This is a genomic window from Rhizohabitans arisaemae (genome assembly GCF_025996515.1).
Taxonomy (GTDB): domain Bacteria; phylum Actinomycetota; class Actinomycetes; order Streptosporangiales; family Streptosporangiaceae; genus Rhizohabitans; species Rhizohabitans arisaemae.
On the sequence record NZ_BLRH01000014.1, the window covers coordinates 1 to 14,688 of the forward strand.

Sequence of the window (14,688 nt, forward strand, 5' to 3'; positions counted from 1 at the left end):
CACTGGGGACGGTGTGGGAGAGTAGGACGCCGCCGGACAATTTTTGTGGGAGGGGTCAGCCGTGTAGGCTGGCCCTTTTCTGCTTTTGTGGGGGGTCGCCTGTGGGGGTGGCCCCTTTTTTGTTTCGCGCGTCCGTGGTTGTCACTCCACTCGCTCCCGCCGGGGCACGTCTACTGGCGCCTATGGCTGGTGTCTACGCCGGTCCTTTACCTCTTGGGGGTGTCTGCGGCCGCGTTGATGAGGGGTTCGATGCGGTGGGGGATCTGGGTCGAGAGGGCGATGGTGGTGTCGGTCCGCCGGATCGCCGGCGACGCCAGGACGACCGCGATGATCTCTTGGAGATGGGTCGTGCTCCGGGCGACGACTCGGCAGAGCAAGTCGGAGCTGCCGCTGGTTCCGTGTACTTCAAGGATCTGCGGGAGTCGCCGGAGGGCGTGGACGGCCTCCTCCAGCCTGCCTTGGGCGATTTGGAGGGAGAGGAAGGCGAGGATCGGGTAACCGATGTTCTCGGGTGCCACAGTCGGGCCGAAGTCGGTGATGACGCCTCTGGTGGTGAGTTTCTCCACTCTGGCCTGGACGGTCCCGCGGGCTACGCCGAGGAGTCGGGCGAGTTCGGTGAGCCCGATCCTGGGGTACGTGTGACGACGACTCGATCGCGAGCCTGCTCCGGACCGCGTCCCGGGGGGCCACGCGCTAGCCGTACCCTCTGATGACGTGGACCCATACTGTGACCATTGCGGGGAGCTTGTCCGAGATCGTGACCACACCGAGTGTGTCACGGCTCGCGCGATGGAGCCGCCTCGATTCTGCGCCCGCTGTCGGCGTCGTCTGGTGGTTCAGGTGACGCCGTACGGGTGGACGGCCCGATGCTCGGCACATGGACTTCGTATCGGGTAAACCCCATAGTTTTCGGTTTTGGTTAACCGATATGCTCGTTTCGTCACCCATCTCATAGGGCTCTCGGGATTCGCTGGACATGCGATGTTCCGACACGCGATACTGCGGCCTGCTATGCCTACATAACGGGTGTAACCGTGCGTGTTTGGCGCATTGCAATCGGTCTCGTATAACGGGGGAGCATGCTAAGGCAGGGAACGATGCTGGCGGGACGCTACCGCCTTGCCTCCCGCCTCGGTGCCGGGGGGATGGGTGAGGTGTGGCGTGGGGAGGACGTCGTCCTCGGCCGCATTGTCGCAATCAAGGTACTACTCGCCGGCCTCATGGAGGATCCGGGTTTCGCGGAGCGGTTCCGCGGTGAGGCTCGCGCGATGGCCACGGTCAATCACTCGGGCGTCGTCGACATCTACGACTACGGAACGAGTGAGCTCGAAGGCGGGGGCGCCACAGCTTACCTGGTGATGGAGTACGTCGACGGTGAGGCCCTCGACCGGCTGCTGGGCCGGGTGGGCCGTATTTCGACCGACGCCACTCTTGAGCTGATCGCGCAGGCCGCCGAGGCGCTGCACGCGGCGCACGAGAAGGGGATCGTGCACCGCGACGTCAAACCGGGCAATCTCATGATCCGGTCGGACGGCACGCTGGTGCTGACGGACTTCGGAATCGCGCGCCGGGGCGGTTCGGCCCATCTCACCGATGTCGGCATGGTTCTGGGCACCGCGGCCTACTGCGCGCCCGAGCAGGCCGAGGGGCGGGAGATCACCCCTGCGGCGGACATGTACGCGCTGGGCGTGGTGGCGTACGAGTGCCTCGCGGGCTATCGCCCGTTCGACGGTGAATCGTCGGTCACGATCGCGCTGAAGCACATCAGGGAGGCTCCGCCTCCACTGCCCGGGGACATCCCGGAAGCGGCACGCAAGGTTGTCGAGCGCGCGCTGGAGAAGGATCCGTCCGCGCGGTGGGCCACCGCTTCGGAGATGGCCCATGCGACGCGACGTGCCCTGGAGATGTCGGTGTTCGCCCAGCAGGGCAGCCCACTCAAACCTGCGGAGGGCCCACCGGTACCGGGCGTCCCCGAGACGGGCACCCAGGTGCGGGTCACCAGAAGCACGTGGGCGGAGACGGATGCGTCCGCCCCGGCCTTGCCGCAGACCGAAGTCGCCGTGCCCGGGGGAGGCCGCCGAGCCAGACGCCGAAACGAGCAAACCTGGCGTAAACCCACCCTGGTGGTGGCGGGGGCGGCGCTGCTCGCCGTACTCGTCGGGGGCTTCGCGTTCATCAGCTTCGCAGACCGTGACGGGGGGCCCGGGAACGGCGTCGGCGTGAATCCGGCCGGCACCACCCGGCCACTGGGTACGGCGACTCCGATCAAGACGCCCAAGCCGACGGCGAAGCCGGCGATCCGCACCACGCGGCCGCCGCGACCGACCCCGACGCCTACCGCGACGACGATCAAGCCCTCGGCGTCCCCGACGAAGAAGCCGCCCCCGACCGCCGCCCCGTCGACGACCAAGCCGCCGGTGTCGCCCAGTCCGTCGCCGTCACCGTCTCAGACGCTGCGGCCGAGCGCGCAGGTGCCTTCCCTGATCGGGCTGACCCGGGAGGAGGCCGAAGCCGGTCTGCGCAAGGCCGGCTTCAAGCCGATCGTCGACTACGGCGGCGACCCCGACGGGAAATGCCGGGTGGTCACGCAGCTCATCCCCGCAGGGGAGTTGCGGCAGGTCGGTACCCGGGTCACGGTCATCATCGACGGCCTGCCGGGGTGCGAGGCCGCCTAGATCCCTGTCGTGTTGCGGGGGTAGGCGATTTCCGGGTCGGTGGCGATGTTCACCAGGTAGGGCACTCCGGAGTCGAAGGCGCGGCGGAGCGCGGGGCCGATCTCCGACGGCTTGGTCACCAGCTCGCCTCCGCCGCCCAGGGCGGTGACCACCTGGTCGTAGCGGCACTGGGGCTGCAGCTCGGCGGCCACGTCGTAGCCGTAGAGCAGCTGCATCGGGTGCTTCTCCAGCCCCCAGATCCCGTTGTTGCCGCAGACCATGACGACGGGAAGCCGGTGCCGGACGAGGGTGTCGACGTCCATGAGGGAGAAGCCGGCCGCTCCGTCGCCGAGGAGGAGCACGACCTGAGCGGACGGTCTGGCGAGCCGGGCGGCGATGGAGTAGCCGAGCCCGGTGCCCAGGCAGCCGAAGGGGCCCGGGTCGAGCCATCCCCCCGGCCTGCTCTGTTCCACATATTTCCCGGCGTAGGACACGAAGTCGCCACCGTCTCCGATGACGATGGCGTCGTCTTCCAGGACACGGGTGAGCTCGCCGTAGATACGCATCGGATGGATCGGGTCCGCAGCCGAGCCGAGCAGCTCGGCGTCCCCGGCGACCGCCGTACCGACCGCTTCGCGGAGCCTGGTGAGCCAGGCCGCGTACGCCGAGGGGCGGACACCCGCCTTCGGCGCGGCCTCCAGCAAGCCTTCGAAGATCAGGCTCAGGTCGCCGCCGGCGGCGCCGACGGTGCCCGTGTGGGTGGCGAGCTGGTCGGGTGAGTCCGCCAGGTGGACGACTTTGGCGAGCGGGGCGCCGTCCCGCCCGCCGAACCAGCCGTAGTTGAGCCGGAAGTCGAGCGGGGTGCCCGCCACGATCACCAGATCGGCCTGGCCGAACGCGATGCCCCGAGCCCGGGTCACCAGCAGCTCGTGACCCGCGGGGAGGATGCCGCGCCCTTGCCCGTTGGCGATGACCGGCAGCCGGAGCTCCTCGGCGAAGGCCCTGCCCGCCTCCTCGGCCGTACCGGTCCACACGTCCGAACCGAGGACCAGGACCGGCCGCTCCGCCGTGGCGAGGTGCTCCGCGATCACGGCGAGGGCGTCGGGGTCGGGTGCGAGCCGTACCGGCTCCTCGATCGGGCCGAGTACGGCCGCCGCCGGGCTGAACAGGTGATCCATGTAGAAGTCGAGGAAGACCGGTCCCCGATGCGGGGCGAGGGCGGTACGGAACGCCCGCTCGACGTCGGCGGCGATCGTCTCCGGCCCGGTGGAGGTGAAGGAGGCCTTGGTGATGGGGGCGAGCAGCGGGGGATGGTCGAGCTCCTGCAGCGCACCGGAGCCCCATCGGGAGGCCGGGGCGCGTCCGCCCATCACGACGAGGGGGGATCCGTTGAAGTGCGCGGTGGCGACGCCGCTCACCCCGTTGGTGATCCCGGGCCCCGCGGTGAGCACGGCGAGCCCCGGCTTTCTGGCGAGTCTCGCCGTGGCTTCGGCCGCGAACACGGCGCTCTGCTCGTGGCGTACGTCCAGAATGCGCATCGTCTGGTGGACCGCCCCGTCGTACATCGGGAAGACGTGCCCCCCGGACAGGGTGAACATGGTCTCGATGCCATAGTGCTGCGCCACGGCGACCGCAACGTCGCCCGCGTGTCCGTCTACTTGCCGCATGGCCGAACGTTACCAGTGAGTCACTTGTGGGCCTAGATTCACCGCCCATTACTCAATGGAGCAAATAATGCTATTTCAGTGAAAGTCAGGGTTGCTGCTCCTAGGGTGTGGGTCGATGGGAAATCCTGGTGAGAGGACTGTTTCATGAGTGTGCGAGTCTGGCGTCGGGCCGGCCTGGGGGTTGTCCTCACGGCCGCGGTGGCGGCATTCGGCCTTCCCGCGTCGGCGTCGGCCCCGTCTCCGACGCACATTCCCCGGGGATTTCTCCTCCACGACGCGGACGCCAGGAAGAACGCCAACCCCGAGTTTCCCTGGATGGTCAGCAACCGCAGGCAGGACCCGCTGTCGGTCAACCCCTGTGAGACCAAGCTCGGGCCGGGCTACTCCGGCCGGACCGCGGTTCGCACCCTCACCCAGCCGCAGCCGGACGGTTCCATCTCCGAGGAGCTGCTGGTCTACCGCAACGAGGCGTGGGCGCGGCGGGCCGTGAGCCAGATCCGGGCGGACCTCGCGCGCTGCCCCAGGCTGAAGGTGCCCGACGGCGTCGACCAGGTGTACCGGGCCCGGACCCTGCGGCTCGGCGACCACGGGATGGCGATCCACGTGCAGAGCCACCGCGGCGCCAAGGCCGTGGACGGCGGGACACACATCGTCTTGGTGCAGCGCGGGAACGCCATCGCGCTCTACTCGGCCACGGCGCCGTTCTTCACCCCGACCGACGACGATTCGCGGAACCTGCCCAAGGCCAAGCGCATGGCGAAGAAGCTCTGCTTCTACGACGGCGGCTGCTCCTGACGCCACCGCACTCCCGGACGCGGCGTCCGCCCGAGGGGCGCCGCCTGCCCGGAATCCGGTACGGCCTCAGGCGCACCACTGAGATCCGGTACGGCCGAGGGCCCGCCTTGCTCTCCCAGGCTGCGGAGAACGACGCAAGGTCCGGCGGGCCCGGCCGCCGGGTTCAGAGTCCGGGGACGCTCCACCCCTTCTCCGCGAAGAGAGGCGCGTGTTCGGCGTTGACGAACAGCCGGTCCTCGGGATTGGGAATGCGGAAGTAGCTCTGCGGGTGCAGAAGTTCGGAGCCCTCGTCGCTCAGGTCGACCACGAAACGGTCGGGAGCCCGGCGCTGGGCGAGATAGCGCAGTTCGAACGGGAAGAGCCGGAGCGGGTCGGCGGGATTCCACAGGCCCAGCCCACCCGTCCGTGCCTGCCGTACCGCCTCCCGGGCCCGGCCCAGCGCACCTTTGGAGGCGAGTTCCAGCGCCCCGCCCGGAGCGGGTACGGCCAAGGCCGGCGTGCTCTGCTGCTTGACGAACGGGTCGACGTTGGGCCAGATGAAGTACGGCATGACATGTCCCGCGGCGAGCAGGCGCTCGTTGTAGTACGGCGGCCGCGGGGCCGTCGGCTGCTCCCGGTTGACGTAGCACAGGAGACGGCCGTACCGGTCTAGGATCTCGTGCGCGAACGCCATTCTGAGGCGGAACGTCTCCGGGGTCAGCCCTTGCTCGGTGATGTCCGCGGCGATCATCGCCCGGAGGGCTTCGGTGGACGGTCCGGCGTGTGCCGCGTGGTTGGCGGCGGTCTGCTCGTCCAGGCGGGTGCTCAGGTGGTTGTGGAGGGCCGGACGGAGGGACAGCGGCGGATAGCCCGCCTCGAAGGGGTCGGCGAGGAAGACGGTCCACGCCGGGTTGGTGATCTTCACGAACCCTTTGGGCACATCGGGGCGGCCGGTGTTGCGGGGGAGCTCGAAGCTCACCTCGGGGGCGTCGACACCGAGCAGGCGCACGCCGAAGTTGCCGTCCGCCGCCACGTTGACGGTGTCCCCGTCGTGCACCATCTGGGTGATCGACTGCGGTGCGCCCTTGCTTCGGGCGATCATCGCGTGTCCCACGGTGATCCCTGGGACGGGTTGTTCAATCGCCTTGGCCATCGTCGGTCCTCCTTCGGCCTGGCAAAGAGCCAGATATCCCACTGTGAGGGAATCCGTGGGAATGAATGGATTCTTCGGTGCTTCACCGGCGACGTGGAGAACGCCAAATGATCAAGCCCGATATGTCTAGAGATCGCGATAGAAAGGGGGCTAATTCCTGATAGGGGTGTTTTTGTAGCGCGGGTGGCCCGGAATTTCAGGATGATTCTTTCCGGCCACAAGAACCTTGTCCACAGGGCGCCTCGATCGTGAACCGGTTATCCCCAGAATTCGGTTCGGCTCATCGGGGGAGCCCGGCGGTTGGGCACGCTGGCCGTCATGTGCAAGCGAGAGAAATTGGCGTTTGGCCTATTGCCAAAACTCGTCTGGAGTGCCAGCATTGGACGCGGCAAACACCCGAACAAGGATGTCGAGAAAGCGCTTCGCCACGCTGAATCCCGGGGGTTCACGGTCACCGAGCTCCATCGCGGTCATCGATGGGGCGTGATCGATTGCGGGTCCGGTTGCCGGCGGGCGGTGTGGTCCACCCCCAGGAGCGGGGGAAGGCACGCCAAAGAACTAAGAGCTGAAGTCAACCGTTGTGTGCATCCTCGCGGTCGCGAGGGAGACAGGGGTGAAGGATGACACAGCACGAGTTTCGGGTCATTCTCAGCCGGGAGCTGGCCGAGAACGAGCTCGACGGCCTCGCCGAGCGCATCTACGGCACATCCGACGCGCCCGGTGGAGACATCTTCCCGGGTACGACGGGTGGGGTGCCCGACGCCGGGGTCTACTGGCCCGGTCAGAGCTTCGTCCACGCGGCCTTCGAGGTGATCGGGCATCTGGAGGAAGCGGCCGCCGGGCTGACGGTGACACGCATCGAAAGCGACCCGATCGTCAATCAGCAGGAGATCGCCGAGCGGATGGGGCTGACGAGGGAGTCCATCCGGCTCGCCATCAACGGCAAGGTCCGGCAGGGCGGGTTTCCCGTCCCGGTCACGGCGCCGAGTGCGAGCCGCCGCATGTGGCGCTGGTCGGAGGTGGCCGCCTGGTACGGCGTGAACGACCCGGTGATGTGGGAGGCGATGCGCGCCGCCCGGGCCGTCAACGCCTGGCTCGACCTGCGTGAGCTCGCTCCCGCGGCGGCTCCGACGCCCGCCGTGTTGATCAAGGCTCTGCTGGGGGAGCGGGAAGCGGCGTGAGGGTGATCCGAAATTCAGATCGCGGAGCACACCCGTTCGATCGGGCCGAGCCGACGTGGCATCACCCGAAGCCGGAGCGCTCACCGGGTCGGATCTCGGCGGTCGGGGCATGGATGCGTGACCTGGCGACGGCCCGATCACAGCCGAGGCCGGAGCGGCCCGCCGGGCGAGGCCGTCGAGATCCGGCCGTCGAGATCCGACGGGCGATGCCGGCGCTTGAAACAGTGGGATGAACGAGTCGTCAGAGCGTGTCGGACAGTGCCTTGATCGGCATCTTCAAGTCGACCAGGAGCTTGAGGTCCTGGTCCGGGGCGCGGCCTAGGGTGGTCAGATAGTTCCCGACGATGATCGCGTTGATTCCGCCGAGCATGCCGTCACGGGTGCCCAGGTCGCCGAGGGTGAGTTCGCGCCCGCCCGCGTACCGAAGGATCGTGCGCGGGAGCGCGAGGCGGAACACCGCGATCGTCTTGAGCGCCTCCTTTCCGTCGACGAGCGGGTAGGAGGCGAACGGAGTCCCCGGCCGTGGGTTGAGGAAGTTGAGCGGCACCTCGTCCGGCTCCAGCGTTCCGAGCTGTGCGGCGAACTCCGCGCGCTGTTCGACGGTCTCCCCCATCCCCACGATGCCGCCGCAGCACAGCTCCATCCCGGCCGCGCGCACCATGAGACAGGTGTCCCACCGCTCCTCCCAGGTGTGGGTGGTGACAACCTTCGGGAAGTGGGATCGGGAGGTCTCCAGGTTGTGGTTGTACCTGTGCACGCCCATCTCGGCGAGTTCGTCCACCTGGTCCTGGGTGAGCATGCCGAGCGAGCACGCGACGTTGATGTCGACGGCCTCCCGGATCGCCTTCACCCCTGCTCGCACCTGCTCCATGAGGCGTCGGTCCGGACCTCGGACGGCGGCGACGATGCAGAACTCGGTGGCTCCGGTCTCCGCCGTCTCCACCGCGGCTTTGACGAGTGAGGGGATGTCCAGCCACACGGCGCGGACGGGTGACTCGAACTTTCCGGACTGGGAGCAGAAGTGACAGTCCTCGGGACAGCCGCCGGTTTTGAGGGAGATGATTCCTTCGACTTCCACCTCCGGCCCGCACCATTTCATCCGCACCTCGTGGGCGAGGGCGAGTAGTTCGGGGAGGCGATCGTCGGGTAACCGCAGACATTCGAGTGCTTGGGCCTCGGTCAGGCCGCGACCCGATTCGAGGACCTGTACCCGTGCCGTTTCCAGAACATCCGTCATAGCTCCAACCTAAAGGTCTCCTTGAATTGGACTTGGTTGAACCTTCCCCCAAGGGATACCCCGAGTGAGCTTTGTGCACCTTCGAGAAATCCGCCGGCATCCATCCGCGCCATATCTTCAGGAAGCACGCCGGCGAGTGGACGGGCACCGAGCATTTCAAGGTCGGCGACGTTGTGGCGCTCCGCGAGGCCGGGATGACGCGGCCAGGAGCCGATGACGACACCCGCGAGTTCGACCCCGCGCAGGGCGAGGACCTCCAGGGTCAACGCGGTGTGATTGAGGGTGCCGAGGCCGGCCCGGGCGACGACGAGCACGGGTGCGCCGAGCGAGCGGGCCAGGTCCGCGACGGTGGTGCCGTCCTCGTCGAACCGGACGAGGAGGCCGCCGGCCCCTTCGACGAGGACCAGACGCCGGCTCCGGGCGAGTTCGGTGATCTTGCTCGCGCTTTCGGCCAGCGACACCGGCGGCCGGTGCGACTCCCGGGCCGCCGCGGCGGGGGAGAGCGGGTCGGGGAAGCGGGCGTACTCATGGAGGTCGGTCACCCCGGAGAGCCGCGAGATCTCGTCGAGATCGCCGGGCTCGTCGTCGCCCACCCCGGTCTGAGCGGGTTTCACCACGGCGACATCGGCGCCTCGCGCCCGGGCCAGCGCCGCGATCGCCGCGGTCACGACCGTCTTGCCGACCCCGGTGTCCGTACCGGAGACGATCAGGATGCTCATATGGGCCTGCTCGAAGGGGCAGACGCGGTGACCGTGGCGGCCCCGGCACGGAGGCGGCCGGTGTCGCGGCGCCGCGGAAGCCGGGGCCGGCCGGTGCCCGTACCGGTGCTCATGTGGGCTTACGGAGCCGGGTGACGAACTTGTACCGGTCGCCGCGGTACAGCGACTGGGCCCATTCGACGGGGTTGCCGTCGCTGTCGAACGCGTGCCGGGTGAGCAGCAGCATGGGCAGACCCACGTCGACGCCGAGTACCTGGGCGTCGTAGGGCGTCGCCAGGACGGTCTCGATGACCTCCTCCGCCTCGGTGAGCTGCACGTTGTAGGCGTTGTGCAGGGTCTCGTAGAGGGAGGAGTGGGCCTCCAGCTCACGGCGGAGCCGGGGGAACCGTCGCGCCGACAGGTGGGTGGTGTCGATGGACATGGGCTCGCCGCCGCCGAGGCGGAGCCGGTGGATGCGAAGCACCCTGCCCCCCGGATTGATCGCCAGGCGCCGGCTCAGGGCCTCGTCGGCGGCGATGTAGCCGACTTCGAGGATCTTGGTGTCGGGTTCGAGGCCGACCGTCCGCAGGTCGCCGGTGTAACTCGTGAGCTGAAGAACCTGTGCGACCTTGGGCTGGGCGACAAAGGTGCCCTTGCCCTGGATCCGCAGCAGCCGTCCCTCGACGACGAGCTCGGAGAGCGCCTGGCGCACCGTGGTGCGCGAGGTCTCGAACCGGACCGCGAGAGTGCGCTCCGGGGGGAGCGTGCTCCCCGGAGGCAAACTCTTGGTGAGCTCCAGCAGACTTCGCTTGACGTCGTAGTACTTCGGAACTCGGGGGGGATCTTCGATCACGCGTTTACCCTTGTCTCGGCCACAACGGTGAGGGCCTCTTTGATCACCGTGAGTTCATCGGAACCTAAATTGGCCCTGGCGGTCAAGCGAAGACACGATCTGCCTTCTGGGACAGAGGGTGGTCTGAAACATCCGACGCGTACGCCGAGTGCCGCGCAGAGGTCCGCCGCCCGGACCGCGGCACCGGGTTCTCCGATCACGATGGGGACCACCGCCGCCGCTGGATCCGTGGTCTCCAAGTTTAGGTCAGCGGCGAGAGCGGACAGTGCTTTCGCGGTGCCGCGTGCCCGTCGGGGCAGGTCGGGCTCGGTGTCGAGGACGTCCAGCGCGGCGAGTGCCGCGCCGGCGCAGGCCGGGGCGAGCCCGGTGTCGAAGATGAACGAGCGGCCGGTGTCGACGAGTGCCCGGACTATCTCGGGGGCGCCGAGCACCGCTCCCCCCTGTGACCCCAGGGACTTGGAGAGCGTGACCGTACGGACGACGTCGGAGTGCCCGGCGAGTCCGGCTCCGTACACGGCTCCCTGACCCCGGTCGCCGACCACTCCGAGCGCGTGCGCCTCGTCGACCACGAGGAGTGCGCCGTGCGCCGAGGCGACGGCGTGGAGTTCGGCCAGGGGGGCGAGGTCCCCGTCGACGGAGAAGACCGCGTCGGTCACGACGAGCTTGGGCGTGACGTCGGCCGAGGCGAGAGCCCGGTCCACGGCGGCGACGTCCCGGTGCGGTGTGACGATCACGGTGGCCCGGGACAGCCGGCACGCGTCCACGATCGAGGCGTGGTTGACGGCGTCGGAGACGACGAGGCCGCCCCGGCCAAGCGCGGTGACCGCGGCGAGGTTGGCCAGGTAGCCGGAGGAGAAGACCAGTGCCCGATCGGCCCGGACGAAGGCCGCGAGTCGCTCCTCAAGCTCGCTGTGGAGCGTGGTGGACCCGGTGACCAGACGGGAGCCGGTGGACCCGGTCCCCCACACCTGGGTGGCGCGGACGGACGCCGCGATCAGACGCGGGTCGCGGGAAAGCCCCAGATAGTCGTTTGAGGCGAGGTCGACGAGCCCGTCGTGGTCCGGGGTGCGGGGACGGAGAACACGCGTCAGGCCCAGTGCCGCGCGTTCGGACGCCGCCGCCCGAAGTCGCGCCAGGGGATCCATGTTCGATGGCCTCATGGGGAGAATCCTCCCAGGTGGCGATTGTCGATTCGCGTTCGGGCCGCTGAGGACGCATGATGCACAGGTGCCGACCATTAGTGACCTCGTTCTGCGCCACTCCGCGCTCGACGAGGCTGATCTGGAGTGGCTGCACTCCCTGGTATCGGATTGGCAGCTTCTCGCCGATCTGTCGTTCGCCGACCTCATTCTGTGGATTCCGCTCAGCGAGAACGACGGATGGGTGGCGATCGCGCAGATGCGTCCCACCACCGGACCCACCGTCTACCACGACGACGTGGTGGGCAAGCGTGTCGCGCGGAACGAGCGGTCGCTGATCGACACCGCCTGGAACGAGCGCCGGATCTGCCGGGAGGGCGACCCGGACTGGTCGAGCGGGGTGCCGGTGCGGGAGGAGACCATCCCGGTCCGGAGGGCGGACCATTTCATCGGGGTGATCCAGCGCTCCACCAACCTCTCCTCCGCGCGGACGCCGTCACGGCTGGAGCTGACCTACCTGCAGAGCGCCTCCGACCTGGCCCAGATGGTCGCCGAGGGTCAGTTTCCCTTCCCCGGGGAGGAGCCGATCCTCGTCCGGTCCCCCAGGGTCGGGGACGGGCTGCTCAGGCTGGATCGGGCCGGTCGGGTCACCTACGCCTCGCCCAACGCGCTCTCGGCATACCGGCGCCTCGGACTCACCGCCGATCTGGTCGGCTCCGACCTCGGCCGGGTCACCGCGTCCCTGTGCTATTCGGACGAGCCGGTGGACGAGGGGTTGATCCTGGTGGCGAGCGGCCGCGGGCCGCGGGAGACCGAGGTCGAGGCGAGCGGGTCGGTGGTGCAGCTGCGGGCCATCCCGTTGATCACCGGGGGCACCCGGCTCGGGGCGCTCATCCTCGTCCGCGACGTGACCGAGCTGCGGCGGCGTGAGCGCGAGCTGATGACCAAGGACGCCACGATCAGGGAGATCCACCACCGGGTCAAGAACAATCTGCAGACGGTCGCCGCCCTGCTTCGCCTGCAGGCCCGCCGGCTCCAGGTGCCCGAGGGCCGGGAGGCGCTGGAGGAGGCGGTGCGCAGGGTGGGCTCCATCGCGATCGTGCACGAGACCCTCGCGCACACCCCGGAGGAGCTCGTGGACTTCGACGACATCGCCGACCGGGTGATCGCCATGGCCGCGGAGGTCTCGGTCCCCGAATCCCGGGTGACCCCGCGCAGGATCGGCACCTTCGGTGTGCTTCCGGCGGCGGTGGCGACCCCGCTCGCCATGGTGCTGACCGAACTGCTGCAGAACGCCGTCCAGCACGGGCTGTCCAACCAAGCCGGGTCGATCAAGGTGTTGACCAGCCGGGCGGGCGGGCGGTTGCAGGTCACGGTGGCCGACGACGGTAAAGGGCTTCCGGAGGATTTCGACCTGGAGAAGTCGACGAGCCTGGGGCTTCAGATCGTCAGGACCCTGGCGGTGGGCGAACTGTCGGGGCGACTGGCTATAGTTCCGGCGGAAGGTGGAGGAACGGAGGTCTCGCTCGACATACCGGTTGCCGAGTCGTAGATCATCGGGAATTCGAGGGCCTCGGCGGGCTCCGTCGGGTGCCTGGCCGGGATCGTCAACCCGTGCGGTCCGTTAGGGTTCTGTGGAGCGGCGGTGAAGGGGCTGATCGGTAGGGTGCGTCGGCACGGATATGGAATCCCGCAGCCACATCGGCGTCAGGGTCGATGCGGCCACGGGTTCGCGACGGCGGTTGCGCGATGGGCTGCGCGTTTGCCGGTTGACCTCATGCGTGCGCGCGGGCGCGAGCGCGAGCGTTGCGGCGCTTGAGTGCGCGGCGCTCGTCCTCGCTGAGAGCACCCCAGACGCCTGCGTCCTGACCGGACTCCAGCGCCCACTTCAGGCACGGGTCGCTGACCGGGCAGGCTCGGCAGACTTGCTTGGCTTCTTCGATCTGTAGCAGCGCAGGCCCGGTGTTACCGATCGGGAAGAACAGCTCGGGGTCCACGTCACGGCAGGCTGCGCGGTGGCGCCAGTCCATGCGGTCCACTCCTTCTCGTACTTTGTGAATCATTTCACTAACTTGACCGAAGCTTCACCGGGGCTATGGTTAGACCCGGGGTTTCCTTCGCCTGATCGTCGGGCATGCCTTGCCGGGAGGGTGATTCCCCGCAAAGGTCCTACGTTCCGACGTCGTTCTGAGCCTGACAGCCACAGGGATCACACGCAAGAGGTTTGGGCAAACGTTTTGCCGGAGCTGGCTGTCTATTGCGTCACACTATGGCGGTAAAAGGGCGCTAGACGATGACGTTGATTGCATCTGGTATGGCCTGGAATGTCACGCTTTCCTGCTCACCGATGTAGTCACCGTCCAGCTGGAAGGCCATCGGCCGCCGGGCCCGCAGGGTGAACTCGCCCTGGTTGTGCGCCTGGACGATGTGCCGTCCCGCGGGCAGCGCCGCCCGCTCGCCGAGGATCTGCCGGATCAGGTTGAGCAGGGTGGCCAGGCGTAGTTTGCGGAGTCCGAGCAGGTCGATCCCGGTCTCAAAGGTTGCCCAAGGCGTCGGGTACACCGGCCGCGAGCCCAGATAGGTCCACGGCGAGGTGTTGGAGACGATGACCAGGTAGACCCCCTCGACGGGGGGTTTGTCCGGCCGGCCGATCGTCAGTCCCGGGTTCCGGCGATCGGTCATGAAGTAGTGGCGCAGCGCGGCGCTCACGTACAGCGTCGGCGTCGCCCGGTAGCCGGCGCTTCGCAGGCCTTCGACCGCACGGATCACCTCCGCGTCATACCCCATACCCGCGGAGAAGGTGAAGTAGCGCTCACTGGACTCCGATCCCGTCCCCCATCGGGCCCGGCCGAGTCCGATGGTCCGGCGCCCACCCGCCCGGATCGCCTCCAGGATCGCCCCGGTCGCCTCGATCGGGTCCCCGGGCAGCCCGAGCGCTCGGACGAAGACGTTGGCGCTGCCCCCCGGAATGACGGCGAGCGCGGGCACGTCCGATGAGACGCCCTCGGCGAGCAGGCCGTTGACCGTTTCGTTGATGGTTCCGTCGCCGCCCAGGACGGCTACCGTGTCGTAGCCCTTGGCCTGTGCCGACATGGCCAGGTGCGCGGCGTGCCCGCGGTAGTGGGTCTCTTCGACGGTGAGATCGACGGCGGCGCCGAGTGCGCGGATCAGGACATCCCTGGTTCGGGGGTTGGTCGCGGTCGCCTTTGGGTTCACCAGGAGCAATGCGCGCATTTTGTCAGCGTACTTCGTACCGGACACCTTGCCACCGCGATACCGGAGAGATGGGGGTTCACCGAGGAACCGGGCGTGTGGTCGGCTAGCCTTTCGAG

General features: G+C 68.3%; 14 protein-coding genes. 5 read left to right on the forward strand and 9 right to left on the reverse strand.

Features of this window, described 5'->3' with window-relative positions:
- Nucleotides 1-206: 206 nt before the first annotated feature.
- Nucleotides 207-779 (reverse strand): Lrp/AsnC family transcriptional regulator, encoded by a 573-nt coding sequence (locus tag RUR_RS36760; RefSeq protein WP_428846975.1) that lies wholly within the window; start codon nucleotides 777-779, stop codon nucleotides 207-209.
- On the opposite strand from RUR_RS36760, the gene bsaP reads away from it, so the two are divergent.
- Together bsaP and RUR_RS06680 are read left to right on the forward strand one after the other, a co-directional pair.
- Nucleotides 715-897 carry a biotin synthase auxiliary protein BsaP gene (gene bsaP, locus RUR_RS36925; RefSeq protein WP_487250713.1) on the forward strand — a complete coding sequence of 61 codons (183 nt, stop codon included), beginning with the start codon at nucleotides 715-717 and terminating at the stop codon, nucleotides 895-897. The genes RUR_RS36760 and bsaP overlap by 65 nt on opposite strands.
- Before the next feature lie 182 nt (nucleotides 898-1,079).
- Nucleotides 1,080-2,675, forward strand: a complete 1,596-nt coding sequence (locus tag RUR_RS06680) for a serine/threonine-protein kinase (protein WP_283134029.1) — start codon at nucleotides 1,080-1,082, stop codon at nucleotides 2,673-2,675.
- On the opposite strand, the gene RUR_RS06685 is transcribed toward RUR_RS06680, so the two are convergent.
- Nucleotides 2,672-4,321: an acetolactate synthase gene (locus tag RUR_RS06685; RefSeq protein WP_283134030.1), complete on the reverse strand. Its 1,650-nt coding sequence runs from the start codon at nucleotides 4,319-4,321 to the stop codon at nucleotides 2,672-2,674. The genes RUR_RS06680 and RUR_RS06685 overlap by 4 nt on opposite strands.
- Before the next feature lie 144 nt (nucleotides 4,322-4,465).
- Between RUR_RS06685 and RUR_RS06690 the strand changes: the two genes are divergently transcribed.
- Nucleotides 4,466-5,116 carry a hypothetical protein gene (locus RUR_RS06690; protein WP_283134031.1) on the forward strand — a complete coding sequence of 217 codons (651 nt, stop codon included), beginning with the start codon at nucleotides 4,466-4,468 and terminating at the stop codon, nucleotides 5,114-5,116.
- A 163-nt stretch (nucleotides 5,117-5,279) separates the two neighbouring features.
- Here RUR_RS06690 and RUR_RS06695 read toward each other — a convergent pair whose 3' ends face one another.
- Complete coding sequence (locus RUR_RS06695) at nucleotides 5,280-6,248, reverse strand: thermonuclease family protein (protein ID WP_283134032.1); 969 nt, start codon at nucleotides 6,246-6,248, stop codon at nucleotides 5,280-5,282.
- 620 nt (nucleotides 6,249-6,868) lie between these two features.
- On the opposite strand from RUR_RS06695, the gene RUR_RS06700 reads away from it, so the two are divergent.
- Complete coding sequence (locus tag RUR_RS06700) at nucleotides 6,869-7,429, forward strand: helix-turn-helix transcriptional regulator (RefSeq protein WP_283134033.1); 561 nt, start codon at nucleotides 6,869-6,871, stop codon at nucleotides 7,427-7,429.
- Between the two features lie 241 nt (nucleotides 7,430-7,670).
- Here RUR_RS06700 and bioB read toward each other — a convergent pair whose 3' ends face one another.
- The 4 genes from bioB to RUR_RS06720 form a co-directional block, all read right to left on the reverse strand.
- Nucleotides 7,671-8,666 carry a biotin synthase BioB gene (gene bioB, locus RUR_RS06705; RefSeq protein WP_283134034.1) on the reverse strand — a complete coding sequence of 332 codons (996 nt, stop codon included), beginning with the start codon at nucleotides 8,664-8,666 and terminating at the stop codon, nucleotides 7,671-7,673.
- Nucleotides 8,663-9,385: a dethiobiotin synthase gene (gene bioD, locus RUR_RS06710; RefSeq protein WP_283134035.1), complete on the reverse strand. Its 723-nt coding sequence runs from the start codon at nucleotides 9,383-9,385 to the stop codon at nucleotides 8,663-8,665. The genes bioB and bioD overlap by 4 nt, the downstream gene beginning before the upstream one ends.
- A 109-nt stretch (nucleotides 9,386-9,494) precedes the next feature.
- Nucleotides 9,495-10,217: a GntR family transcriptional regulator gene (locus RUR_RS06715; protein WP_283134036.1), complete on the reverse strand. Its 723-nt coding sequence runs from the start codon at nucleotides 10,215-10,217 to the stop codon at nucleotides 9,495-9,497.
- On the reverse strand, nucleotides 10,214-11,377 hold the full coding sequence (locus tag RUR_RS06720; RefSeq protein ID WP_283134037.1) for an 8-amino-7-oxononanoate synthase: 1,164 nt from the start codon (nucleotides 11,375-11,377) through the stop codon (nucleotides 10,214-10,216). The genes RUR_RS06715 and RUR_RS06720 overlap by 4 nt, the downstream gene beginning before the upstream one ends.
- 67 nt (nucleotides 11,378-11,444) lie before the next feature.
- Between RUR_RS06720 and RUR_RS06725 the strand changes: the two genes are divergently transcribed.
- Nucleotides 11,445-12,908 (forward strand): sensor histidine kinase, encoded by a 1,464-nt coding sequence (locus tag RUR_RS06725; RefSeq protein WP_283134038.1) that lies wholly within the window; start codon nucleotides 11,445-11,447, stop codon nucleotides 12,906-12,908.
- A gap of 223 nt (nucleotides 12,909-13,131) precedes the next feature.
- Here RUR_RS06725 and RUR_RS06730 read toward each other — a convergent pair whose 3' ends face one another.
- Entirely contained in the window at nucleotides 13,132-13,386 is a 255-nt protein-coding gene (locus RUR_RS06730; protein WP_283134039.1) for a WhiB family transcriptional regulator, read from the reverse strand.
- 256 nt (nucleotides 13,387-13,642) lie between these two features.
- A complete protein-coding gene (locus tag RUR_RS06735) occupies nucleotides 13,643-14,590 on the reverse strand; it encodes a diacylglycerol/lipid kinase family protein (RefSeq protein ID WP_283134040.1) in 948 nt (315 codons plus the stop codon).
- Nucleotides 14,591-14,688: the final 98 nt, after the last annotated feature.